The 24088-nt window shown below is 64.8% G+C and carries 24 protein-coding genes and 1 pseudogene; 11 read left to right on the top strand and 14 right to left on the bottom strand.

The window, feature by feature from the left end; genetic code table 11:
- Window positions 1–60: 60 nt before the first annotated feature.
- On the top strand, window positions 61–918 hold the full coding sequence (locus V0R62_RS07350) for an SDR family oxidoreductase (protein WP_330103293.1): 858 nt from the start codon (window positions 61–63) through the stop codon (window positions 916–918).
- A 146-nt stretch (window positions 919–1064) separates the two neighbouring features.
- Here the strand turns inward: V0R62_RS07350 and V0R62_RS07345 are convergent, their stop codons facing one another.
- From V0R62_RS07345 to V0R62_RS07325, 5 genes are all read right to left on the bottom strand, one after another.
- Window positions 1065–1790, bottom strand: a complete 726-nt coding sequence (locus V0R62_RS07345) for a hypothetical protein (protein WP_062575608.1) — start codon at window positions 1788–1790, stop codon at window positions 1065–1067.
- Window positions 1791–1849: 59 nt separating this feature from the next.
- On the bottom strand, window positions 1850–2230 hold the full coding sequence (locus tag V0R62_RS07340; RefSeq protein ID WP_028689951.1) for a RidA family protein: 381 nt from the start codon (window positions 2228–2230) through the stop codon (window positions 1850–1852).
- Window positions 2231–2253: 23 nt separating this feature from the next.
- Complete coding sequence (gene spoT / locus V0R62_RS07335; protein WP_028689950.1) at window positions 2254–4362, bottom strand: bifunctional GTP diphosphokinase/guanosine-3',5'-bis pyrophosphate 3'-pyrophosphohydrolase; 2109 nt, start codon at window positions 4360–4362, stop codon at window positions 2254–2256.
- 59 nt (window positions 4363–4421) lie between these two features.
- The gene (rpoZ, locus tag V0R62_RS07330; RefSeq protein ID WP_008091595.1) at window positions 4422–4685 is read right to left on the bottom strand and encodes a DNA-directed RNA polymerase subunit omega; all 264 of its coding nucleotides are present in this window, start codon (window positions 4683–4685) and stop codon (window positions 4422–4424) included.
- A 278-nt stretch (window positions 4686–4963) separates the two neighbouring features.
- Window positions 4964–5839 carry a LysR family transcriptional regulator gene (locus V0R62_RS07325; RefSeq protein ID WP_186712296.1) on the bottom strand — a complete coding sequence of 292 codons (876 nt, stop codon included), beginning with the start codon at window positions 5837–5839 and terminating at the stop codon, window positions 4964–4966.
- Between the two features lie 208 nt (window positions 5840–6047).
- On the opposite strand from V0R62_RS07325, the gene V0R62_RS07320 reads away from it, so the two are divergent.
- From V0R62_RS07320 to V0R62_RS07310, 3 genes are all read left to right on the top strand, one after another.
- Window positions 6048–7430, top strand: a complete 1383-nt coding sequence (locus V0R62_RS07320; protein ID WP_050707534.1) for a glutamine synthetase family protein — start codon at window positions 6048–6050, stop codon at window positions 7428–7430.
- A 4-nt stretch (window positions 7431–7434) separates the two neighbouring features.
- A complete protein-coding gene (locus V0R62_RS07315; protein ID WP_330103292.1) occupies window positions 7435–8208 on the top strand; it encodes a gamma-glutamyl-gamma-aminobutyrate hydrolase family protein in 774 nt (257 codons plus the stop codon).
- 113 nt (window positions 8209–8321) lie between these two features.
- Entirely contained in the window at window positions 8322–9863 is a 1542-nt protein-coding gene (locus V0R62_RS07310) for an APC family permease (RefSeq protein WP_330103291.1), read from the top strand.
- A 133-nt stretch (window positions 9864–9996) separates the two neighbouring features.
- On the opposite strand, the gene gmk is transcribed toward V0R62_RS07310, so the two are convergent.
- Both gmk and V0R62_RS07300 read right to left on the bottom strand, forming a co-directional pair.
- Window positions 9997–10617: a guanylate kinase gene (gene gmk / locus V0R62_RS07305; RefSeq protein ID WP_028689945.1), complete on the bottom strand. Its 621-nt coding sequence runs from the start codon at window positions 10615–10617 to the stop codon at window positions 9997–9999.
- 13 nt (window positions 10618–10630) lie between these two features.
- On the bottom strand, window positions 10631–11494 hold the full coding sequence (locus V0R62_RS07300; RefSeq protein WP_330103290.1) for a YicC/YloC family endoribonuclease: 864 nt from the start codon (window positions 11492–11494) through the stop codon (window positions 10631–10633).
- A gap of 224 nt (window positions 11495–11718) precedes the next feature.
- On the opposite strand from V0R62_RS07300, the gene rph reads away from it, so the two are divergent.
- The gene (gene rph / locus V0R62_RS07295) at window positions 11719–12441 is read left to right on the top strand and encodes a ribonuclease PH (RefSeq protein WP_009681991.1); all 723 of its coding nucleotides are present in this window, start codon (window positions 11719–11721) and stop codon (window positions 12439–12441) included.
- A 24-nt stretch (window positions 12442–12465) separates the two neighbouring features.
- Window positions 12466–12834, top strand: a complete 369-nt coding sequence (locus V0R62_RS07290) for a DUF4870 domain-containing protein (RefSeq protein WP_280082373.1) — start codon at window positions 12466–12468, stop codon at window positions 12832–12834.
- A gap of 47 nt (window positions 12835–12881) precedes the next feature.
- Here V0R62_RS07290 and V0R62_RS07285 read toward each other — a convergent pair whose 3' ends face one another.
- Window positions 12882–13661 (bottom strand): exodeoxyribonuclease III, encoded by a 780-nt coding sequence (locus V0R62_RS07285; protein ID WP_028689942.1) that lies wholly within the window; start codon window positions 13659–13661, stop codon window positions 12882–12884.
- Window positions 13662–13741: 80 nt separating this feature from the next.
- Here V0R62_RS07285 and pyrE point away from each other — a divergent pair, with 80 nt between their 5' ends.
- Window positions 13742–14383: an orotate phosphoribosyltransferase gene (gene pyrE / locus V0R62_RS07280; RefSeq protein WP_011536401.1), complete on the top strand. Its 642-nt coding sequence runs from the start codon at window positions 13742–13744 to the stop codon at window positions 14381–14383.
- A 150-nt stretch (window positions 14384–14533) separates the two neighbouring features.
- On the opposite strand, the gene argB is transcribed toward pyrE, so the two are convergent.
- The 4 genes and pseudogenes from argB to coaBC all read right to left on the bottom strand — a co-directional run bounded on the left by argB (window position 14534) and on the right by coaBC (window position 18650).
- A complete protein-coding gene (argB, locus tag V0R62_RS07275) occupies window positions 14534–15439 on the bottom strand; it encodes an acetylglutamate kinase (RefSeq protein WP_028689938.1) in 906 nt (301 codons plus the stop codon).
- Between the two features lie 30 nt (window positions 15440–15469).
- Window positions 15470–16843 (bottom strand): annotated as a pseudogene (locus tag V0R62_RS07270) (phosphomannomutase/phosphoglucomutase); the annotation flags it as partial.
- A gap of 134 nt (window positions 16844–16977) precedes the next feature.
- Window positions 16978–17433 (bottom strand): dUTP diphosphatase, encoded by a 456-nt coding sequence (dut, locus tag V0R62_RS07265; RefSeq protein WP_330103289.1) that lies wholly within the window; start codon window positions 17431–17433, stop codon window positions 16978–16980.
- 5 nt (window positions 17434–17438) lie between these two features.
- The gene (gene coaBC / locus V0R62_RS07260; protein ID WP_050707524.1) at window positions 17439–18650 is read right to left on the bottom strand and encodes a bifunctional phosphopantothenoylcysteine decarboxylase/phosphopantothenate--cysteine ligase CoaBC; all 1212 of its coding nucleotides are present in this window, start codon (window positions 18648–18650) and stop codon (window positions 17439–17441) included.
- A gap of 127 nt (window positions 18651–18777) precedes the next feature.
- Between coaBC and radC the strand changes: the two genes are divergently transcribed.
- Window positions 18778–19458, top strand: coding sequence for a RadC family protein (gene radC, locus V0R62_RS07255; RefSeq protein ID WP_330103288.1), 681 nt, complete (start codon window positions 18778–18780; stop codon window positions 19456–19458).
- A 101-nt stretch (window positions 19459–19559) separates the two neighbouring features.
- Here the strand turns inward: radC and V0R62_RS07250 are convergent, their stop codons facing one another.
- Window positions 19560–21149, bottom strand: a complete 1590-nt coding sequence (locus V0R62_RS07250) for an ABC transporter substrate-binding protein (RefSeq protein ID WP_330103287.1) — start codon at window positions 21147–21149, stop codon at window positions 19560–19562.
- Between the two features lie 371 nt (window positions 21150–21520).
- On the opposite strand from V0R62_RS07250, the gene rpmB reads away from it, so the two are divergent.
- Together rpmB and rpmG are read left to right on the top strand one after the other, a co-directional pair.
- On the top strand, window positions 21521–21757 hold the full coding sequence (gene rpmB / locus V0R62_RS07245; RefSeq protein WP_003258972.1) for a 50S ribosomal protein L28: 237 nt from the start codon (window positions 21521–21523) through the stop codon (window positions 21755–21757).
- Between the two features lie 10 nt (window positions 21758–21767).
- Window positions 21768–21923, top strand: a complete 156-nt coding sequence (rpmG, locus tag V0R62_RS07240; RefSeq protein WP_003253507.1) for a 50S ribosomal protein L33 — start codon at window positions 21768–21770, stop codon at window positions 21921–21923.
- 95 nt (window positions 21924–22018) lie between these two features.
- Here the strand turns inward: rpmG and V0R62_RS07235 are convergent, their stop codons facing one another.
- A complete protein-coding gene (locus tag V0R62_RS07235; RefSeq protein WP_050707521.1) occupies window positions 22019–22378 on the bottom strand; it encodes a cupin domain-containing protein in 360 nt (119 codons plus the stop codon).
- A 196-nt stretch (window positions 22379–22574) separates the two neighbouring features.
- Here V0R62_RS07235 and V0R62_RS07230 point away from each other — a divergent pair, with 196 nt between their 5' ends.
- Entirely contained in the window at window positions 22575–24068 is a 1494-nt protein-coding gene (locus V0R62_RS07230; protein ID WP_330103286.1) for an aldehyde dehydrogenase, read from the top strand.
- Window positions 24069–24088 lie beyond the last annotated feature (20 nt).

Below are 24088 nucleotides of genomic sequence, written 5' to 3'. Positions count from 1 at the left end.
GGTATAGCCGTTTATCGCGCTAACCCGATAGCCTGTGCCTTTCGCATTAGGAGGTTTGGTATGTCAGACGTTTCAGCTTTGATCGTGGGTTGCGGTGATGTAGGCAGCCGCCTGGCCCGCCAACTGCTTGCTCAAGGCTGGCAGGTCAGCGGCTTGCGCCGTTCGGTCGATCAGCTGCCCGAAGGGGTTCGGCCGATCGCCGCCGATCTGGCCGAGCCGCAGATACCGAGCGCCTGGCCTGAGCAGGGGCCTGATTACCTGGTGTATTGCGTGGCGGCCAGCCAGCACGATGAAGCCGGCTACCAGGCGGCCTATGTCGAAGGTTTGCGCCATGTGCTGGGATGGCTGGCGGCGAAAGGGCAGCGGCCGCGACGCCTGGTGTTCGTGTCCAGTAGCAGCGTGTATGCGCAGCAGGACGGTGAATGGATTGCCGAAGCGGCATCCACGCAGCCCGAGGGCTATTCCGGCAAGGTGATGCTCGAGGCCGAGCGACTGGCGCTGGACAGCGGCATTCCCGCGACGATCGTGCGCCTGACCGGCATCTATGGCCCGGGGCGCGAGTGGTTGCTGAGTCAGGTGCGCCAGGGTTATCGCGTGGCCGAGGAGCCACCGTTGTACGGCAATCGCATCCATGCCGAGGATGCCGCAGGCCTGATGGCGCACCTGTTGCGGGCCGATGCCCGGGGTGTTGCCCTGGATGACTGCTATATCGGCGTGGATGACGACCCGGCGCCGCTGGCCGAGGTGGTGGCCTGGTTGCGTGAGTACCTGGGCGTTACCCAGTGGTCGGATGAGCAGCGGGTGCGGCGTACCGGCAGCAAGCGTTGCAGCAATGCGCGGGCGCGGGCGTTGGGATGGGTGCCGCAGTACCCGAGCTATAAAGAGGGGTATGCGGCCATTCTCGAGGGAAGAAACTAACCTTCAAGGCTTGATGCGCCCCCCCCTGTAGGAGCGGCCTTGCGCCGCGAAAGGGCCGCGCAGCGGCCCCGGCAACTCTGAGATCCTGGGGCTGCTTCGCAGCCCTTTCGCGGCACAAGGCCGCTCCTACAGAGGGCGTGCGTGCTTCAGTCTTTCTCCAGCACCCACTGCCGCGCACCGGCGGCCAGTTGCGGCATTTCATCCGGCTGGGCGCGGTTCACCGCCTGGAAGATTTCCAGGGTGTCGCCGTCGCGCTTGAAGATCCACGGCGCGCCACGCTGGTTGCGCTCCAGCCACAGGCTGTCGTTGCCATCGCCCATGGTCGCGCAGTCACCCGCCAGGCACAGGGCGAAGCGGTCGGGGCCGGGCAGGCCGGTGACGTTGCCGGTGTCGCTGAAGCGCACCACGGCGCCCTTGCCTTGGCCTTCGACGATCTTCCAGTCGCCGCCCAGGTATTGCTGGTACAGCGCCTTCTCGAAGCTGCCGCCCAGCGGTGTGTTCTGTGGGCCTTCGCTGCGCACGAAGGTCTGCTGGTGACCGGACGGGTCAATTGCCAGCAACTCGTCGCCGTCGAGCTTGAGCTGTTCGACCAGGCCACCTTCGAAGCTGACCTGCCAGTCCTTCTCGTTGGCGCTCAGGCGCCCGTCGGCAGCCTCGAAGCCGTTGCTGAAGCTGGCCTGCTGGTTCTTGACGTCGATCTTCCACTCGAACACCGGGCCCTGGGCGTCGAGGGCCTGGCGCAGGCTGGTGCCTTTGCGGGCGGCGTCGATGGCGGCCTGGTTGATCCAGGTGCCGTTGAAGTCTTCGGGTTTGTGGCTGGCGCAGCCGCCCAGGAGCAGGGCTGCCAGCGCGAGAGGCAATGCGTGGCGCATGGAGGAAACCTTGGGGCAGGAGAGGGTGGTGACGGGCGTGGCGCCCGTCACCGGGGGTATTACTCGAGGACCAGGATGGCGTCCATCTCGACCTGGGCACCCTTCGGCAGAGCAGCTACGCCGATGGCGGCGCGGGCCGGGTAAGGCTGTTCGAAGTAACGGCCCATGATTTCGTTGACCTTGGCGAAGTGGCTCAGGTCGGTGAGGAAGATGTTCAGCTTGACGATGTCCTTGAACGAACCGCCAGCGGCTTCGGCCACCGACTTCAGGTTCTCGAACACCTGGACGGTCTGGGCCTCGAAGCCTTCGACCAGTTCCATGGTCTTCGGATCGAGCGGGATCTGGCCCGACATGTACACGGTGTTGCCAGCCTTGATCGCTTGCGAGTAGGTGCCGATGGCGGCAGGGGCCTTGTCGCTGGTGATGACGGTCTTGCTCATGATGACTCCTTGCGGTTGGCGGACTACGCACGCATCCGGGTGATGCGGACCACGCCGGTCAAGGTGCGCAGCTTCTTGATCACGCGGGCCAGGTGCACGCGGTCGTGCACGCTGACCACCAGTTGGACCACGCTGATACGGCCGTCGCGTTCGTCCATGCTGATTTTCTCGATGTTGCCGTCGGCGGCGTTGACGCTGCTGGCCAGCAGCGCGATCAGGCCGCGCTGGTGTTCCAGTTCGACGCGCAGTTCGACGTTGAACTCGCCGGTGATGTCCTTGGCCCAGGAGAGCTGCAGGCACTTCTCCGGGTTGTGGCGGACTTCACTGATATTGCGGCAGTCTTCCAGGTGCACGACCATGCCCTTGCCGGCCGACAGATGGCCAACGATCGGATCGCCGGGGATCGGGGTGCAGCACTTGGCGTAGCTGAGCACCAGGCCCTCGGTGCCGCGGATCGCCAGCGGGCCTTCCGGCGCCGGCAGTTGCTCGCCTTCGGCGGACAGCAGGCGGCGGGCGACCACGTAGGCCATGCGGTTGCCCAGGCCGATGTCCTCGAGCAGGTCCTCGAGCAGTTCCAGGCGGTACTCGGCAAGGATCGACTGGATGCGTTCCTGGGGGATCTTTTCCAGGCTGCTGTCGAAGCCGGTCAGCACCTTGTTCAGCAGGCGCTCGCCGAGGCTGATGGACTCGGAGCGGCGCTGTTGCTTGAGGGCGTGGCGGATGTGCGTGCGCGCCTTGCCGGTGACCACGAAGTTGAGCCAGGCCGGGTTCGGCCGGGCGCCCGGGGCGCTGACGATCTCGACGGTGGAGCCGCTCTGCAGCGGTTCGGACAACGGCGCCAGGCGGCGGTTGATACGGCAGGCGATGCAGCTGTTGCCGACGTCGGTGTGCACCGCGTAGGCGAAGTCGACGGCGGTGGAGCCCTTGGGCAGCTCCATGATCCGGCCTTTGGGGGTGAAGACGTAGACCTCGTCCGGGAACAGGTCGATCTTCACGCTCTCGATGAATTCCAGCGAGTTGCCGGCGCGCTGCTGCAGCTCGAGGATGCCCTTGACCCACTGACGGGCGCGGGCGTGGCTGCCCTTGGGCTGCTCTTCCTCGTTGGACTTGTACAGCCAGTGCGCGGCGATGCCGTTGTTGGCCATCTCTTCCATTTCGCGGGTGCGGATCTGGATCTCGATGGGCACGCCGTGCATGCCGAACAGCGTGGTGTGCAACGACTGGTAGCCGTTTGCCTTGGGGATCGCGATGTAGTCCTTGAACCGGCCCGGCAGCGGCTTGTACAGGTTGTGCACGGCGCCGAGCACGCGGTAGCAGGTGTCGACCTTGTCGACGATGATGCGGAAGGCGTACACGTCCATGATCTCGGTGAAGGCGCGGCGCTTGCCGCGCATCTTCTTGTAGATGCCATAGAGGTGTTTCTGCCGGCCGCTGACCTCGCCCTGGATGCCGTCGGCGGCCAGGCAGTTGGCCAGCGAGGTCTCGATCTTGGCGACGATTTCCTTGCGGTTGCCCCGCGCGCTCTTGACTGCCCGGTGGATCAGCGACGAGCGCATCGGGTGCATGGCCTTGAAGCCAAGGTCCTCGAACTCGACGCGCACGGTGTGCATCCCCAGGCGATTGGCGATGGGGGCGTAGATCTCGAGGGTTTCCTTGGCGATGCGCCGGCGTTTTTCGCCGGACAGCACTTCCAGAGTACGCATGTTGTGCAGGCGGTCGGCCAGCTTGACCAGGATCACGCGGATATCGCGGGCCATGGCCATGGCCATCTTCTGGAAGTTCTCGGCCTGTGCCTCGGCCTTGGTCTCGAAGTTCATCTGGGTCAGCTTGCTGACCCCGTCGACCAGCTCGGCGACGGTCTCGCCGAATTGCTGGCTCAAGGCTTCCTTGGCGATGCCGGTGTCTTCGATCACGTCGTGCAGCATGGCCGCCATCAGGCTTTGATGGTCCATGTGCATGTCGGCGAGGATGCTGGCGACCGCCAGCGGATGGGTCACGTAGGGCTCGCCGCTGCGGCGGCGCTGGCCATCGTGGGCCTGTTCGGCGTAGAAGTAGGCCCGACGAACCAGGTTGACCTGTTCGGGGCCCAGGTAAGTCGACAGCCGTTCGGCGAGGGCTTCTATACCCGGCATGGTTTCACCTCTTGCTGAAGAAGAGGGCCTTGCGCCGCACGGTGTCGACTGGGCATCAATCAGACGGCCTCGTTGTTCTCGTCCTCGAACGCGGCGAATACCGGATCCTCGGTGACGATCTCTTCGGCGGCGATGAACTCTGGAGTGACGATGCCTTCGGCGATTTCACGCAGGGCGACGACGGTTGGCTTGTCGTTTTCCCACGCAACGCGTGGCTCTTTGCCGCCGGTAGCCAGCTGGCGGGCGCGCTTGGTCGAGAGCATGACCAGCTCAAAGCGGTTATCCACGTGTTCCAGGCAGTCTTCAACAGTTACGCGGGCCATGGTCTTCCTCAGTAGCAAATGCGGTAGGCGTGCGCCCAGAATGGGCAGGCGGACTCGATAGTTTAAAAAATCACCAGCCAATAGGGAAGGGCTGTTTTGTCGGGTGTGCCTGTGGCGCTTCTATCGCGGGGCAAGCCCGCTCCCACCAATGTGTTCCCGAAACGGGCAGCGTGGGAGCGGGCTTGCCCCGCGATAGGGCCGATCCAGACAACTGGAGCCCACCGCCGATGCCCGACAATAGCCTGCCGTCCATCGCCGACACAACCGCCCCTGACGCGTTAACGCAACATTGCGTCGCGCAGGCGCGGGGTCAGCTCCTCGAACAGCGTCTGTACCGAGCGCAGGGCGCGGCAATCGGGTCGGGTCAGCAACCACAACTGGGTGTCGCAGCCGGGCAGCGGGCCGCTCAGCGCCTCGACGCCGGGCAGGTCGTGGACCATGTAGTCGGGCAGTGCCGCCACGCCCAGGCCGGTGGTCACCAGTTGCGCGATGGTCGACATGCCGCTGCACTGGTAGCGCGGAATCAGCCCCGGGTGATGCTGGTTGCGCCAGACCACCGTGGCGTGGTCCTGCATGGAGTCGTCGGGGGCAATCCAGGGCACGCTGGCGGCGGACTCCTGCAGGCGCTCGCGCAGCGCCGGCAGGCCGCAGACCACGTAGGAGGTCGAGCCCAGGCAGCGGCCCACGAGGTGTTCCGGCGGCGTGTTGGTCAGGCGCAGGGCGATGTCGGCATCGCGACGGCTGAGGTTGGCAAAGGTGTTGGAGGTGCCCATTTCCAGCGACAGCGCCGGGTAGTTGGGCATGAACTCGGCCAGTGCCGGCAGCAGCAGGCTGTGCAGCACCGCCTCGGTGCAGGTCAGGCGCACGGTGCCGCTGACCACCTGCTCGCCGCTGGTCAGGGCGATGCGCGCTGCGTCCAGCGCCTGTTCGGCGCGCTCGGCCTGCTCGGCCAGGGCCTGGGCGGTGTCGGTGGGCAGGTAGCCCTTGCGGCTCTTGACGAACAGCGCGGTGCCCAGCGCCGACTCCAGTCGGCGGATCGAACGGAAGACCGTGGAAACGTCGACCTTGAGCAGTTCGGCGGCCTTGGCCAGGGAGCGGCCGCGCTCCAGTGCCAGGACCAGGGCGAGGTCCGCATGGTTGATCTGATATTGCATCGATGCACGCTCTGCTTGCCGAAATGCCAATGTCTGTTGCGTTGGGGCCATTTTATAGTGAAACGGCCCCCGGGAATCAATGCAGCCGGTCGGCGATCAGCCCCCAACGATGGGCCAGTGAAAAGAACAACAGCAGCACCATCGTCGCCTTACGAGGCGTCATCCGCAGTTCCCCACATCGCCGCTCCGAATCAAAGGATGTACAGCCATGACGTCGGTCTCCCCGTGCGCCAGTTCTTCCCGCGAGATGAATGAGTTCCTGGATGCCCATCCGGATACCCAGTACGTCGACTTGCTGATCTCCGACATGAACGGGGTGGTGCGCGGCAAGCGCATCGAGCGCGCCAGCCTGCACAAGGTGTACGAGAAGGGCATCAACCTGCCGGCCTCGCTGTTCGCCCTGGACATCAACGGCTCGACCGTCGAAAGCACGGGCCTGGGCCTGGATATCGGCGACGCCGACCGCATCTGTTTCCCGATTCCCGGCACGCTCTGCGACGAGCCGTGGCAGAAGCGTCCGACCGCGCAGTTGCTGATGACCATGCACGAGCTGGACGGCGCGCCGTTCTTCGCCGACCCGCGCGAGGTGCTGCGCCAGGTGGTGAGCCGGTTCGACGACCTGGGCCTGGATATCTGCGCCGCGTTCGAGCTGGAGTTCTACCTGATCGACCAGGACAACCTCAACGGCCGTCCGCAGCCGCCGCGCTCGCCGATTTCGGGCAAGCGCCCGCAGTCGACCCAGGTGTACCTGATCGATGACCTCGACGAGTACGCCGACTGCCTGCAGGACATGCTCGAAGCCGCCAAGGAGCAGGGCCTGCCCGCCGACGCCATCGTCAAGGAAAGCGCCCCGGCGCAGTTCGAGGTCAACCTGCACCACGTCGCCGATCCTTTGAAGGCCTGCGACTACGCGATCCTGCTCAAGCGCCTGATCAAGAACGTCGCCTACGACCATGAGATGGACTCGACCTTCATGGCCAAGCCCTACCCGGGTCAGGCCGGCAACGGCCTGCACGTGCACATCTCGCTGCTGGACAAGAAGACCGGCAAGAACATCTTCGCTCACGACGACCCGCTGCAGAGCGAGACCCTGCGCCATGCCATCGGCGGCGTGCTGGAGACCATGCCGGCGTCGATGGCGTTCCTGTGCCCGAACATCAACTCCTACCGCCGTTTCGGCGCCCAGTTCTACGTGCCCAACGCGCCGAGCTGGGGCCTGGACAACCGCACCGTGGCGGTCCGCGTGCCGACCGACAGCAGCGAGAACGTGCGCATCGAGCACCGCGTGGCCGGTGCCGACGCCAACCCGTACCTGATGCTCGCGGCGATCCTTGCCGGCATCCACCATGGCCTGACCAACAAGGTCGAGCCGGACGCGCCGATCGAAGGCAACTCGTACGAACAGCTGGAACAGAGCCTGCCTAACAACCTGCGCGACGCCCTTCGCGCGCTGGACGACAGCGAAGTCCTCAACCAATACATCAGCCCGGACTACATCGACATCTTCGTGGCCTGCAAGGAGAGCGAGCTGGCCGAGTTCGAAGTGTCGATCTCCGACCTCGAGTACAACTGGTACCTGCACACGGTGTAAGCCCATGAGCGCATTTGCGGTCCCCTTGATCGGTGTCAGCGCCTGCCGTCAGCAGGTGGGGAAGAACTCGTCGCACACGGTGGGCGACAAGTATGTCGAGGCCGCGGGCTTTGCCGGGCTGCCGCTGATCCTGCCGGCGCGTGATGGCGGCAGCGACACCCAGGCGCTGCTGGCCCGGCTCGATGGCATTCTTTTTACCGGTTCGCCTTCAAATGTCGAGCCGCATCATTACAATGGCGCCCCCAGCGCGGAAGGTACCCGGCACGATCTTGCACGTGATCGCCTGACCTTGCCGCTGCTGCAGGCGGCCATTGCCGCCGGTGTGCCGGTGTTGTGCATCTGCCGTGGCTTCCAGGAACTAAACGTGGCCCTTGGCGGCAGCCTGCACCAGCGCGTGCAGGAACTGCCCGGCTACCTGGACCACCGCGAACCTGAGGACGCACCCCTGGAGGTGCAATACGGCCCTCGTCATCCCGTCGCGGTCACCGCGGGCGGGTTGTTCGAGCGCCTGGGCCTGGCTGCGCAGTTCGAGGTCAACTCGCTGCACAGCCAGGGCATCGACCGCCTGGCCCCGGGCCTGCGTGTCGAGGCACGGGCCCCGGATGGCCTGATCGAAGCGGTGTCGATGCCTGATGCGCCGGGCTTTGTAGTCGGCGTGCAGTGGCACCCTGAATGGCGTTTCGCCGAAAACCCGGTCTCGCTGCGCCTGTTCGAGGCGTTCCGCGAGGCTTGCATTGCCCATGCTGCTCGGGAGGGTGTGCGTCAGGAAACACGCTGACGTTAGCCGAAGGTCCAGGATGACCGTGCCCCCACCACGAGCTTTCAATGAGTGAAAGCGGGCCCTCTACGGCGGGCCTGTGAGAACAATTCCAATAGTTACGGCACAGACTCATGAATGAATACACAGAAGCCGGACGCCCACCCGACGCGGCGTCCGACTCGGGCAACACCCAGCGCAGCAAGGGCCTGGCCAAGGGCCGCCTCGGCCTGTTGGCCAGCGTCGTGCTGGGCATTTCCACCATCGCCCCGGTTTATACCCTGACCGGCGCGCTCGGCCCGACCGTGCGCGAAGTCGGCGCCCACCTGCCGGCGGTGTTCATCGTCGGCTTCCTGCCGATGCTGCTGGTAGCCCTGGGCTACCGCGAGCTGAACTCGGCCGAGCCCGACAGCGGCACCTCCTTCACCTGGTCGGCCCGGGCCTTCGGTCCGATGATCGGCTGGATCGGCGGCTGGGGGCTGGTGGTCGCCACCACCATTGTGCTGTCCAACCTGGCGGGCGTGGCGGTGGACTTCTTCTACCTGTTCCTGGCCCAGATCACCGGCAACCAGGAGCTGGCGGCGCTGGCGGACAACCTGTTGGTCAACGTTATCACCTGTTGCGTGTTCATCGCCCTGGCGGTGTGGATCTGCTGTCGCGGCATGGCCACTACCATGACCGTGCAGTACGGCCTGGTGGCCTTGCAGCTGCTGGTGCTGATCGGCTTCGCCTTCGCCGCCTTCGGCGAGACCACGGCGCCGCCACCGCTGGCATTCGATCTTGCCTGGTTCAACCCGTTCGGCGTCGAGTCGTTCTCGGCGTTCGCCGCGGGCCTGTCGTTGTCGATCTTCATCTTCTGGGGTTGGGATGTGTGCCTGACCGTCAGCGAGGAGTCGATCGGCAGTGAGGAAGTGCCGGGCAAGGCCGCCACCTGGACGGTGTTGCTGATCCTTGGCCTGTACCTGCTCACCGCCATCGCCACCCTGCAGTTCGCCGGGATCAGCGAGGATGGCCTGGGCCTGGGCAACCCGCGCATCCAGGAGAACGTGTTCGCCCACCTGGCCGGCCCGGTCATGGGGCCGCTGGCGATCCTGATGTCGATCGCGGTGCTGGCCAGCACCGCCGCCTCGCTGCAGTCGACCTTCGTCTCGCCGGCGCGCACCCTGCTCGCCATGGGTTACTACGGCGCCGTGCCGCAGCGCTTCGCCACGGTCTGCCCGCGTTCGCAGACGCCGCGCTACGCGACCATCTGTGCCGGTATCGCCGCGGGCCTGTTCTACGTGACCATGCGTACCTTGAGCGAGAACGTGCTGGCGGACACCATCACCGCTCTGGGCATGATGATCTGCTTCTATTACTCGCTGACCGCGTTCGCTTGCGTGTGGTACTTCCGCCGCAGCCTGTTCGACAGCGTGCGCCACTTCTTCATGCGCGGCGTCTGCCCGCTGGTGGGTGGGGTGATCCTGTCGGTGATCTTCGTGCGCACGGCGATCGACAGCGCTTCGCCGGACTTCGGCAGCGGCTCGCATGTGGGCGGTTTGGGCTTGGTATTCGTGATCGCGGCGATCATCTCGGCACTGGGGATCGTGCTGATGATGCTGTCGCGGTTGCGGGCGCCGGCGTATTTCCTGGGGGCGACCCTGCGTCAGCAGGCGACCATTCAGTTGCAGGAATGAAGCTGGGGGCGCTCTGCGCCCCTTTCGCGGCACAAGGCCGCTCCTACAGGTACAGCGCAGTTTCAGATTCTGCACCGTACCTGTAGGAGCGGCCTTGTGTCGCGATAGGGCCTCGCAGAGGCCCCGGCGGTCTTCAGCCGATCAGCTGCTTGAGCAACTCACCATGCCGCGCCTGCTGTTTCTTCAGCAACAGGCGATTCGAGGCGAACACCGCCTTCAATTCCTCCAGCGCCACGCCGAAGTCGTCATTGATGATGACGTACTCATACTCGTCGTAGTGCACCATCTCGCTGACCGCTTCCTTCATACGTCCGGCAATGATCTCCTCACTGTCCTGCCCACGACCATCCAGCCTTTGACGCAAGGCCTCCTGGCTTGGCGGCAGGATGAAGATCGAACGCGCCTCGGGCATCAGCTTGCGCACCTGCTGGGCACCTTGCCAGTCGATTTCCAGGATCAGGTCGTAGCCCTGGTCGAGGGTTTCCTGCAGGGCGCTGCGCGACGTGCCGTAGAAGTTGCCGAACACCTCGGCGTGCTCGAGGAAGTCGCCTTGGGCGATCAACGCCTTGAACTCCTCGTGGACGACGAAGTGGTAGTTCACCCCGTGTTCCTCGCCCGGGCGCATGGCGCGGGTGGTGTGGGAGACCGAGACGCGCACGTTGGCGTCGTCCTTGATCAGGGCCGTGACCAGGCTGGTCTTGCCGGCGCCGGACGGGGCCGAAACGATGTAGAGGGTGCCGCTGCTGTGATTCATGGTAGGGGTGGCCTTACTCGATATTCTGTACTTGTTCACGCATCTGTTCGATCAGCACCTTCAGGTTGACCGCCGCCTGCGTGCTGCGCGGGTCGAATGCCTTGGAGCCGAGGGTGTTGGCTTCGCGGTTGAGCTCCTGCATCAGGAAGTCCAGGCGCCGGCCGGCGGCGCCGCCGGACTTGAGCACCCGGCGCACCTCGGTGACGTGGGTGCTGAGGCGATCCAGCTCCTCGGCAACGTCGCTCTTCTGCGCCAGCAGGACCATTTCCTGCTCCAGGCGCTGCGGGTCGAGCTCGGCCTTCATATCGCCGAAGCGATCGAGGACCTTCTGTCGTTGCGCGGCCAGCATCTGCGGCACCAGGGTGCGCAGGGTGGCGACTTCGCCGGCCATGCTGTCCAGGCGCTCGTTGATCAGTCGGGCCAGTTCGGTACCTTCGCGCTCACGGCCCGCCTTGAGTTCGGCCAGCGCCTCGTCGAACAGAGCGATGGCTTCGGCGTTGAGCGCCTGCGGATCGCTGGCGTCGGCCACCAGCACGCCTGGCCAAGCCAGCACTTCCAGCGGGTTGAGCGGCGCCGGCTGCTTGATCAGGCCGGCGACGGTCTCGGCGGCGGCGACCAGTTGCGCGGCGCGCTCACGGTCGACCTGCAGCGGCTTGCCGGCGTTGTCCTCGCTCAGGCGCAGGGTGCACTCGACCTTGCCACGGGAAATGCCCTGGCGCAGGCCCTCGCGTACCGCGCCTTCGAGGTCGCGCAGCGCTTCGGGCAGGCGCAGGTGGGGTTCCAGATAGCGGTGGTTGACCGAACGCAGCTCCCAGACCAGGGTGCCTTGGCTGCCAGCGCGCTCGACACGAGCAAAAGCGGTCATGCTATGCACCATGGGGAGTACCTCGCGTATTCAGGTGAACGGGGAGCCTGTCGGCTGCAAGGCGCAGGATTGTAGCGCAGTGCGGCCCGGGCGCCCAATCCACCCATGCTACCGACCCTCCTCGGGCCTGTCGGAAAAGGCGACAGGCTGCGCGGGTACGACGACAGGCGTGCCTTCGGCGGGCGGCGGGCTCTATAATGCTCGGCAGATTCAAAGTCCCGGTACAGGTATCCCAGATGAAACGTCCAAGTGGTCGCGCCGCCGATCAGCTCCGCTCGATCCGCATTACCCGCAACTACACCAAGCACGCCGAGGGATCGGTACTGGTCGAGTTCGGTGACACCAAGGTCATCTGCACGGTCAGCGTCGAGAATGGTGTTCCCCGCTTCCTCAAAGGTCAGGGCCAAGGCTGGCTCACCGCCGAATACGGCATGCTGCCGCGTTCGACCGGCGAGCGTAACCAGCGCGAGGCCAGCCGCGGCAAGCAAGGTGGCCGCACCCTCGAAATCCAGCGCCTGATCGGCCGCTCCCTGCGCGCCGCGCTGGACATGAGCAAGCTCGGCGACATCACCCTGTACGTCGACTGCGACGTGATCCAGGCCGACGGCGGTACCCGCACCGCCTCGATCACCGGCGCCATGGTCGCCCTGTGCGACGCCCTGGCGGTGATCAAGAAGCGTGGCGGCCTCAAGGGCGGCAACCCGCTCAAGCACATGATCGCCGCGGTGTCGGTGGGCATGTACCAGGGCGAGGCCGTGCTCGACCTCGACTACCTCGAGGACTCCGCCGCCGAGACCGACCTGAACGTGGTCATGACCAGTGCCGGTGGCTTCATCGAAGTGCAGGGCACCGCCGAGGGCGCGCCGTTCCAGCCAGAGGACTTCAACGCCATGCTGGCGCTGGCGCAGAAGGGCATGACCGAGATCTTCGAACTGCAGCAGGCCGCGCTGGCCGACTGACGACACGCCAGGAAGGTGCGCAACATGAGCGATGTGGACTTGCCGATCACCCCACCCAGTGCCGAAGTCCGGCAGTGGGCGATGTTCTGCCACCTGTCCGCGCTGCTGGGCCTGGTGATGCCCCTTGGGCATCTGCTTGGCCCGTTGGTGTTGTGGCACCTCAAGCGCGAGCAGGATCCGTTCATCGATGCCCAGGGCAAGGAGGCGCTGAACTTCCAGATCAGCGTGACCCTCGCCGGGTTTGTCTGCTTCCTGCTGATGTTCGTGTTCATCGGCATCGTGCTGTTCGCCGCGCTGATGGTGGCGGTGCTGATCCTGATCATCCTGGCGGCGGTCAGGGCCAACGAAGGGAAGCCGTATCGCTATCCCTGGATCTGGCGACCAATCAGATAGGCACAAAAAAGCCGACCCATGGGTCGGCTTTTTTCTGCGCGCCATCCTCAGATGGTCAGCGTCCAATCGTAGTCCACGATCAGCGGCGCATGCTGTGAGAAGCGCGGCTGGCGTGGCAGACGGGCGTTGCGCACGAAGCGGCGCAGGCCTGGGGTGAGGATCTGGTAGTCGAACCGGTAACCCAGGTTGAGCATCTCGGCCTGCTCGTTGTCCGGCCACCAGCTGTACTGGTCGCCTTCGCGGCTGACTTCGCGCAGGGCGTCGACATAACCCATGTCGCCGACGATGGCGTCCATCCAGGCGCGTTCCGGCGGCAGGAAGCCGACCGACTGCTGGCTGTCGCGCCAGTTCTTGATGTCGAGCTTCTGCTGCGCCACGTAGAACGAGCCGCAGTAGATGTATTCGCGACGCTTGCGACGCTGCTTGTCCAGGTACTTGGCGAAGTCGTCCATCAACTTGAACTTCTGGTTCAAGTCTTCGTCGCCGTGCATGCCCGAAGGCAGCAGCAGGCTGGCAATACTGACTTTGTCGAAATCTGCTTGCAGATAACGCCCGTAGCGGTCGGCTGTCTCGAAGCCCAGGCCGGTGATGACTGCCTTGGGCTGCATGCGCGAGTACAGTGCCACGCCACCTTGGGTGGGCACCTCCGCGTCGCAGGCGTAAAGGAAATAGCCATCGAGCTGGAAAGCTGGGTCGTCGAGTTCAAAGGCCGAGGCGCGGGTATCCTGAAGGCAGATGACGTCGGCATTCTGGGCTTGCAGCCAGCTGAGCAATCCACGCTCGGCCGCAGCCTGAATGCCATTTACGTTCACACTGATGATCCGCATAAATGGCCCCAAAAATCTCGTGCGTGTATGATACCCGAGCTCAACACATTTAGCTAAATCCGTGGTGTCCGGGACCTTTCATGCAGCCGTATCAGCGCGACTTCATCCGTTTTGCCATCGATCGCGGCGTTCTGCGCTTCGGTGAGTTCACCTTGAAATCGGGGCGTACCAGCCCGTACTTCTTCAATGCCGGCCTGTTCAACACAGGTTCCGCGCTGGCCCAGCTGGGGCGTTGCTACGCGGCGGCCATCGTCGACAGCAAGATCCCCTTCGACGTGCTGTTCGGCCCGGCCTACAAGGGCATTCCCCTGGCGGCGGCCACCGCCGTGGCCCTGGCCGAGCAGCACCAGCTCGACGTGCCGTGGTGCTTCAACCGCAAAGAGGCCAAGGATCACGGCGAGGGCGGCAGCCTGGTCGGTGCCCCGCTGGCCGGTGACGTGCTGATCATCGACGACGTGATCACCGCCGGCACGGCCATCCGCGAGGTCATGCAGATCATCAACGCCCAGCAGGCCAAGGCCGCCGGCGTGCTGATCGCGCTGAACCGCGAAGAGCGCGGCAATGGCGAGCTGTCGGCGATCCAGGAAGTCGAGCGCGACTTCGGTATCCCGGTGGTCAGCATCGTCTCGCTGACCCAGGTGCTGGAATTCCTGGCTGACGATCCGCAGCTCAAGCAGCACCTGCCGGCGGTCGAGGCGTACCGCGCGCAGTACGGGATCTGATTCCGGCTTGTAAATGAAAAAGGGCGACCCGTGAGGTCGCCCTTTTTTGTGCTGTGTTTGCTGGCCTCATCGCGGGGCAAGCCCGCTCCCACGTCGGCGTTTGAGGGCCTTGTGGGAGCGGGCTTGCCCCGCGATGGGGTCAGGAGCCGATCAGCGTGGCTTGCGGTTGGTGATCAGGGTGCCCACGCCACTGTCGGTGAAGATCTCCAGCAGCACGGCATTCGGCACGCGACCGTCGATGATGTGCGAGCTGTTGACGCCGCCCTGGACTGCGTCCAGCGCGCATTTGATCTTCGGCAGCATGCCGCCGTAGATGGTGCCGTCGGCGATCAGCTCGTTGACCTGCTCGGTGGTCAGCCCGGTGAGGACCTCGCCCTGCTTGTCCATCAGGCCGGCGATGTTGGTCAGCAGCATCAGCTTCTCGGCCTTCAGCGCCTCGGCCACCTTGCCGGCCACCAGGTCGGCGTTGATGTTGTAGGACTCGCCGTTGGCGCCCACGCCGATCGGCGCGATCACCGGAATGAAGTCACCCTTGACCAGCATGTTCAGCAGGTCGGTGTTGACGCTCACGACCTCGCCGACATGGCCGATGTCGATGATTTCCGGGGTGGTCATCTCCGGAGTCTGGCGGGTGACGGTCAGCTTCTTGGCGCGGATCAGTTCCGCGTCCTTGCCGGTCAGGCCGATGGCGCTGCCACCGTGGCGGTTGATCAGGTTGACGATGTCCTTGTTCACCTGGCCGCCCAGGACCATCTCCACCACGTCCATGGTCGCCGCGTCGGTGACACGCATGCCGTCGATGAAGTGGCTGTCGATCGACAGGCGCTTGAGCAGGTCGCCGATCTGCGGCCCGCCACCGTGCACCACCACCGGGTTGATGCCCACGGCCTTCATCAGCACGATGTCACGGGCGAAGCCGGTCTTGAGCTCCTCGCTCTCCATCGCGTTGCCGCCGTACTTGATCACCAGGGTCTTGCCGACGAAGCGGCGGATGTAAGGCAGTGCTTCGGACAAAACCTCGGCTACATGGGAAGCGGCATCGCGATCGAGGGTCATGCAGGGCTCCAGGTAAGGAACGTAAAGTCGTCAGAACGGCAGTTGCAGGCCGGGTTGGACCCGCAGCAACTGCGTGCGGAATACAGCCTTGATTCGGTCGAGCTCTGCCGCGCTGTCGGCCTCGAAGCGCAGCACCAGCACCGGCGTGGTGTTGGAGGCACGGACCAGGCCCCAGCCGTGGGGATAGTCGACCCGCACACCGTCGATGGTGGTCAGGTTGGCTTCGCCCCAGTCGGCGTCGCGTTGCAGTGCATCAATGATGCTGAATTTACCCTCGTCGGTCACATCAATGTTGATTTCCGGCGTGGAAATATCATTGGGGAACGCGGCGAACAGGCTTTCGGCGTCCTGCCCGGCCTTGCTGAGGATCTCCAGCAGGCGCGCGGCGCTGTAGATGCCATCGTCGAAACCGTACCAGCGTTCCTTGATGAAGATGTGTCCGCTCATCTCGCCGGCCAGCAGCGAGCCGGTCTGCTTCATCTTCTTCTTGATCAGCGAGTGGCCGGTCTTCCACATCAGCGCACGGCCACCGTGCTGCTCGATCAGCGGGGTCAGGCGGCGGGTGCACTTGACGTCGAAGATGATCTCGGCGCCTGGATTGCGCGACAGCACGTCCTGGGCGAACAGCATCAGCAGGCGGTCGGGGTAGACGATGCTGCCGGTGTTGGTCACCACGCCGACACGGTCGCCGTCGCCGTCGAAGGCCAGGCCAATGTCGGCACCGGTCTCCTTCACCTTGGCGATCAGGTCTTCCAGGTTCTCGGGCTTGCCCGGGTCCGGGTGATGGTTGGGGAAGTTGCCGTCGACCTCGCAGAACAGCGGGATGACGTCGCAGCCCAGGGCCTCGATCAGTTGCGGGGCGACCACGCCGGCGGCGCCGTTGCCGCAGTCGACCACCACCTTCAGGCGCTTGGCCAGCTTGACGTCGGCGGTGATCTGCTGGAAGTAGCGATCAAGGATCTCGACCTTTTCCACACGGCCTTCGCCGCGGGTCAGGTCGTTGGTCTTCAGGCGCGTCAGTAGGGCTTGGATCTGTTCGTTGGCCAGGGTGTCGCCGGCGATGACGATCTTGAAACCGTTGTAATCCGACGGGTTGTGGCTGCCGGTGAGCATCACCCCCGACTTGCCGGCCAGCACATTGGCCGCGTAGTACAGCGCTGGAGTAGGTACCAGGCCGACATCGCTGACCTGGCAACCGGCGTCGGCCAGCCCCTTGATCAGTTGCTCGACCAGCATCGGGCCGGACAGGCGGCCATCACGGCCGACCGAAATCTGTGGCTCGCCCTGGGCGAGGGTTTGGGCGCCGATGGCGCGACCGATCCAGTAGGCGGTCTCGGCATGCAGGGTCTTGCCGACCACGCCGCGGATGTCATAGGCGCGGAAGATGCTGTCGGGCAGTGCGGGGACCAGCTGGGCCATGTCGTTCATCTCTGGGGACTCCATAAGTCAAAGGCTTCTGGGCAAGCGCAAACTGAACGCTTGGACGGCGGTTTCGCCAGAGAGTTCGCCATCCATGGCCCGAGCGGTCTGCTGTCGGCTCAGCGGGTGCCGGAGTGACCGAAGCCGCCGGCACCGCGCTGGGTTTCGTCGAACTGCTCGACGATGTCGAAGTGCGCCTGCACCACTGGCACCAGGATCAGCTGGGCGATGCGCTCGCCGACGGTGATGGTGAACGGGGTGTTGCCGCGGTTCCAGCAGGAGACCATCAGCTCGCCCTGGTAGTCCGAGTCGATCAGGCCGACCAGGTTGCCCAGCACGATGCCGTGCTTATGGCCCAGGCCCGAGCGCGGCAGGATCATGGCCGCCAGGCCCGGGTCGCCGATGTACACCGACAGGCCGGTGGGAATCAGCAGGGTCTGGCCCGGCTCGAGGACGGTGTCCTGCTTGAGCAGGGCGCGCAGGTCCAGGCCGGCGGAGCCGGGGGTGGCGTACTGTGGCAGGGGAAATTCGGTGCCCAGGCGTGGGTCGAGGATCTTGGCTTGAAGAGCGTGCATGTAACTTATTGAACCTGGTTGAGCCGTTCGGCGATGAAGGCAACCAGCTGGCGGGCAATCTTGCCCTTGCTGGTCTGCGCGAAGAGGGTCTGGTGCTGCTGGCGGTCGATCACGGTCAGGGCATTCTCCTCGCTGTTGAAGCCGATGCTGGGGTTGGCCACATCATTGGCGACGATCAGGTCGAGGTTCTTGTCCTTGAGCTTGCGCGTGGCGTAGTCGAGCAGGTGCTCGGTCTCGGCGGCGAAGCCCACGCTGAACGGGCGATCAGGCCGGCCGGCAATGGTCGCAAGGATATCGGGATTGCGCACCATCTGCAGCAGCATGCCGTCGCCTGTGGTGGGATCCTTCTTGAGCTTCTGTGGAGCGACGACCTCTGGACGGTAGTCCGCGACCGCGGCCGAGGCGATGAACAGGTCGCAGGGCATGGCCGCCTCGCAGGCCGCGAGCATGTCCCGCGCGCTGACCACGTCGATGCGGCTGACCCGGTCGGGCGTCTGCAGGTGCACGGGGCCGGTGACGAGGGTCACCCGGGCCCCGGCTTCGGCGGCGGCCTCGGCCAGGGCGAAGCCCATCTTCCCTGAACTATGGTTGGTGATGTAGCGCACCGGGTCGATGTTCTCTTGGGTCGGCCCGGCGGTGATCAGCACGTGCTTGCCGGTCAGGGCCTGGCGCTTGAAGCTCTCGGCGGCGCACCAGGCCAAGTCCGTGGCTTCGAGCATGCGGCCCAGGCCGACGTCGCCACAGGCCTGGCTGCCAGAAGCCGGGCCGAACACCTGGATGCCGCGACTTTTGAGCAGCTCGAGGTTGGCCTGGGTGGCCGGGTCGCGCCACATGGCCTGGTTCATCGCCGGGGCGACGGCCACGGTGGCGTCGGTGGCCAGTACCAGGGTGGTCAGCAGGTCGTCGGCCATGCCCTGGGCCATACGCGCCATCAGGTCGGCGGTGGCCGGGGCGATCAGCACCAGGTCGGCCCACTTGGCCAGCTCGATATGGCCCATGGCCGCTTCGGCGGCGGGGTCGAGCAGGTCCATGTGCACCGGGTGGCCGGACAGCGCCTGCAGCGTGAGCGGGGTGATGAACTCGGCGCCACCACGGGTCATGACCACGCGCACTTGCGCGCCGTGTTCCAGGAGTCGGCGAATCAGCTCGGCGCTCTTGTAGGCGGCGATGCCGCCACCCACGCCGAGAACGATGCGCTTGCGATACAACCGCTGCATAGGCCTTGCCTTATTCCAGTGAAAGCGGGCGGCGACGATAGCTGCCTGCGGCAGATCGTCGCATTTTCGAAGCGAACTAGATTAACACAGCGCCCAAATGGGCCGTAGTGGCAGGCGAGGAGGGGAAATGAACATCAGGGAGTGGCCGGCTGAGGAGCGGCCGAGGGAAAAACTGTTGCAGCGCGGGGCGTCGATCCTTTCGGACGCGGAATTGCTGGCCGTGCTGCTGGGCTCGGGGGTTGCCGGGCGCAATGTGCTCGATCTCGCCCGTGGCCTGCTGGCAAAGTTCGGCGGGCTTCGGCAGTTTCTCGAGGCGGACCGGACCAAGGTGCTGCGCGAGCCAGGCCTGGGGCCGGTGCGGTATGCGCAGTTGCAGGCATTGCTGGAGATCGGCAGGCGCTATCTGGACGAACACATCGAGCGTGCGTCGGTTCTGGAGAACCCGGCTTCTGTGAGGCGTTATCTCAAGTCCATGCTGCGGCACGAGTGCAGCGAGGTGTTCGGCTGCCTGTTTCTGGATACCAAGCACCGACCGTTGGCGTTCGAGATTCTGTTCCGCGGCACCATCGACCGCGCGAGCATCTATCCCCGCGAGGTCGTGCGCCGGTCCTTGCTGCACAACGCGGCGGCGCTGATCCTCTGTCATAACCATCCGTCGGGCAATTGCGAGCCGAGCCAGGATGACGTGCATCTGACGTTGATGCTCAAGCGCTCGCTGGCGCTAATCGATGTGCGGGTGATGGACCATGTCATCGTCGGCGATGGCGAGCCGTTGTCGATGCTCGAGCATGGGTGGTTGGCAGGTTAGTCATCGCGGGGCAAGTCGCATCGGTGCACCGCCGCTCCCACGAGCCCTTGTCGATTCGTGGGAGTGGCGGTGCGCCGATGCGACTTGGCAGCGATGCGGCCTCAACGGCTGACGGAGACCTTGCTGAAATCCTGCCGCCCGAACGGGCTCACCTGATAACCCTCGACCCCTTTGTGCAGCAGCGCCGCCGCCGTCGGATGCGCCAGTGGCAGCCACAGCGCCTGCTGCTGGATCAGCGTCTGCGCCTGCTGGTACAGGCGGCTGCGCACGCTCTGGTCGTTGGTGGTGCGCCCGGCATTGATCAACTGGTCCAGGCGACTGTCGCAGAAGCGTGCGAAGTTGGTCCCGGACTTGACCGCCGCGCAGGCAAATTGCGGGCTGAGGAAGTTGTCCGGGTCGCCGTTGTCGCCGGCCCAGCCCATGAACAGCAGGTCATGCTCGCCGGCCTTGGCGCGGCGGATCAGCTCGCCCCATTCGATGGTGCGGATCTCGGCCTTGATGCCGACCTTGGCCAGGTCCGCCTGGAGCATCTGCGCGCCGAGGCTGGGGTTGGGGTTGAGCAGGCTGCCCGCCGGTCGGGTCCAGATCGTGGTTTCGAAGCCCTTGGCCAGGCCAGCCTTGGCCAGCAGTGCCTTGGCCTTCTTCTGGTCCAGGGCATAGCCGGGCAGGTCCTTGGCGTAGCTCCAGGTGTTCGGTGGATAGGGGCCGTTGGCGGCGGTGGCGGTGTCTTCGAACACCGCCTTCAGGTAGGCGGCCTTGTCGAAGGCCAGGTTGATCGCCTGGCGCACCTCGGGTTTGTCCAGCGGCGGGTGCTGGCTGTTGATGGCGACGAAGGCGGTCATGAACGCCGGTGTGGTCACCACTTTCAGGTTGCCGTCCTTGCCGGCCTCGGCGATGTCCAGTGGCTTGGGCGACAGGGCCACCTGGCACTCGCTGCGCTTGAGCTTCTGCAGGCGTACATTGGCGTCCGGGGTGATGGCGTAGATCAGCGGGTCGACGGACGGCTTGCCGGCGAAGTAGTCGGGGTTGGCGCGGTAGCGCACCACGGCGTCCTTCTGGAAGCGCTGGAAGACGAACGGCCCGGTACCCACCGGCTGGCTGTTGAGCTTGTCCGGGGTGCCGGCCTTGAGCAGCTTGTCGGCGTACTCGGCGGAGTAGATCGAGGCGAAGCCCATGCTCAGGGTGGCCAGGAAGGTGGCGTCGGCGTGGGTCAGGGTGAAGCGCACGGTGTGCGGGTCGGGTGCGTCGATCGCCTTGATCAGGCTGCCCAGCTGCAGCGACTGGGCGTGCGGGTAGCCGCCCGGGGCGGTCTTGTGCCAGGCGTGGGCCGGGTAGAGCATGCGCTGGAAGCTGAACAGCACGTCGTCGGCGTCCAGCTCGCGGCTCGGCTTGAAGTACGCCGTGGTGTGGAACTGCACGCCCTGGCGCAGCTTGAAGTCGTAGATCAGGCCATCGGCCGACACCGTCCAGCTTTCGGCCAGGCTCGGCACCACCTTGCCGAGGCCGGCGTCGAACTCGACCAGGCGGTTCATCAGCACATCGGCCGAAGCATTGGTGGTGGTCAGCGAGTTGTACTGCACCACGTCGAAGCCCTCCGGGCTGGCTTCGGTGCACACCGACAGCGGTGCAGCCTGGGCCAGGCCGGCGGCGCACAGGGTGGTGAACAGGAGGGATAGGGCGGCGGCACGCATGGTGACTCCTTGGCTGGTCGGTGGCCCATCTGCCGGTGCAGTCTGGAAAATTCAGGAAATGTCCTACCCTAGTGCGGACATGGGCAAATGACCACACCCTTTCGCATTAATTCGGCGACGGGCGGTCGACAGCTTCCCGCCCCAGTCGTTATGCTGCCCGGGCGCGCTCGGCCCGACCGGAATACTCATCTTCTGTTGTTGTGGCAGAGTCTTTCTGGTATAAAGCAGCGCTCTTTTCTAGGGGCTCGGCCTGTCGCGTCAGCGGATACGGTCGATAAGACCTCCAGAATCACGGCGCCTGGCGCCAAAGACTGAGAGATTAAGCGGCCAACCCATGCCGGGTTGGGCATGTGGTTTTAGAGGGCTGAGTCATGTCGAGAGTCTGTCAAGTTACTGGTAAGGGTCCAGTAACCGGGAACAACATTTCCCACGCAAACAACAAAACCCGTCGTCGTTTCCTGCCGAACCTGCAGCACCACCGTTTCTGGGTTGAGTCCGAGAAGCGTTTCGTGCGTCTGCGCGTATCCGCCAAAGGCATGCGCGTCATTGACAAGCGTGGTATCGACGTAGTGCTGGCCGAGCTGCGTGCTCGCGGCGAAAAGTTCTAAGGAGAACGTCATGCGTGAATTGATCCGTCTGGTTTCGAGTGCCGGCACCGGCCACTTCTACACCACCGACAAGAACAAGCGCACCACTCCGGACAAGATCGAGATCAAGAAATACGATCCGGTCGTCCGCAAGCACGTGGTGTACAAGGAAGCCAAGATCAAGTAATTGATCGGCGACCTGAAAAAACCCGCTACCGAAAGGTGGCGGGTTTTTTTATGCCTGCGAATCGGCAATCGCGGGGCAAGCCCGCTCCCACAAGGTTACTTCTGTTCGAACAGCACATAGATCTTGCGGCACGGCTCCAGCACCTCCCAGGTACCCTTGAAGCCGGCCGGAATGACGAACCGATCACCGGCACGCAGGGTCTTGGCGTTGCCTTCCTGGTCGCGCAGCACCGACACGCCCTGGACGATCTCGCAGTACTCGTGTTCGGTATAGCTCACCGTCCACTGGCCCACCTCGCCCTCCCAGACGCCGGCGGCGAACTGGCCGCAAGGGCTGGAATAGTGGTTGTAGACAGCCTGGTCAGGCTCGCCCTTGAGGATTTTCTCCGCCGCCGGGCGGTAGCGTTCGGCCTCGGTGAGAACCTGGGCAAAGTCGACGATACTGGCGATGCTCATGGTGATTACCCTGTTGTTGTTTAATAAAATGCACATCAGTAGGCTTTTAGGCCATTCGTGTCAAATATATTGATAGTTTGTCCGCCCTGGTTTAGGGTGTCGGATGCCGGTGTGCGTTCGTCGCCCGGCCAGAATTTCTGACAGCGCCCGTGAGTCCTCAGTGCGGCGTTGCACCTTAACAAGAGAGGAGTTTCCTATGACCACCCTGACTCGTGCGGACTGGGAACAGCGTGCCCAGCAACTGAAGATCGAAGGCCGCGCCTTCATCAACGGCGAATACACCGATGCCGCATCCGGTGAAACCTTCGACTGCCTGAGCCCGGTGGACGGACGCTTCCTGGCCAAGGTCGCCAGTTGCGACCTGGCCGACGCCAACCGCGCCGTCGACAACGCCCGCGCCGTGTTCGAATCCGGCGTCTGGTCGCGCCTGGCCCCGGCCAAGCGCAAGGCCAAGCTGATCCGCTTCGCCGACCTGCTGCGCAAGCACGTCGAGGAACTGGCCCTGCTCGAAACCCTCGACATGGGCAAGCCGATCGGTGATTCCTCCTCCATCGACATTCCGGGTGCGGCCCAGGCCATCCACTGGACTGCCGAAGCCATCGACAAAGTCTACGACGAAGTCGCCCCGACCCCGCACGATCAGTTGGGCCTGGTGACCCGCGAGCCAGTGGGTGTGGTCGGTGCCATCGTACCGTGGAACTTCCCGCTGCTGATGGCCTGCTGGAAGCTGGGCCCGGCCCTGGCCACCGGTAACTCCATCGTCCTGAAACCGTCGGAAAAGTCGCCGCTGACCGCCATCCGCATCGCCCAGCTGGCCATCGAGGCCGGTATCCCGGCGGGCGTGCTGAACGTGCTGCCAGGCTACGGCCACACCGTGGGCAAGGCCCTGGCCCTGCACATGGACGTCGACACCCTGGTGTTCACCGGCTCCACCAAGATCGCCAAGCAACTGATGGTCTACGCGGGCGAGTCGAACATGAAGCGCGTCTGGCTGGAAGCCGGCGGCAAGAGCCCGAACATCGTCTTCGCCGACGCCCCTGACCTGCAGGCCGCCGCCGAGGCCGCCGCCAGCGCCATCGCCTTCAACCAGGGCGAGGTCTGCACCGCGGGTTCGCGCCTGCTGGTCGAGCGCTCGATCAAGGACAAGTTCCTGCCCATGGTGGTCGAGGCCCTCAATGCCTGGAAGCCGGGCAACCCGCTGGATCCGGCGACCACCGTCGGCGCGCTGGTCGACACCCAGCAGATGAACACGGTGCTGTCGTACATCGACGCCGGTCATCAGGACGGCGCCAAGCTGCTGGCCGGTGGCAAGCGCATCCTCGAAGAGACCGGTGGCACCTATGTCGAGCCGACCATCTTCGACGGCGTGACCAACGCCATGAAGATCGCCAAGGAAGAGATCTTCGGCCCGGTGCTGTCGGTGATCACCTTCGACACCGCCGAGGAAGCCATCGCCATCGCCAATGACACGCCGTATGGCCTGGCCGCTGGCATCTGGACCGCGGACATCTCCAAGGCCCACAAGACTGCCCGCGCCGTGCGCGCCGGCAGCGTCTGGGTCAACCAGTACGACGGCGGCGACATGACTGCGCCGTTCGGTGGCTTCAAGCAGTCGGGCAACGGCCGTGACAAGTCGCTGCACGCCCTGGAGAAGTACACCGAGCTGAAGGCGACCTGGATCAAGCTGTAATCAGGTAGCGCCTTTTCGCG

It is taken from the genome of Pseudomonas carassii, from assembly GCF_036324045.1.
In the GTDB taxonomy this organism is placed as follows: Bacteria; Pseudomonadota; Gammaproteobacteria; order Pseudomonadales; family Pseudomonadaceae; genus Aquipseudomonas; species Aquipseudomonas peradeniyensis.
This window is presented reverse-complemented; position numbering and strand designations above follow the sequence as displayed.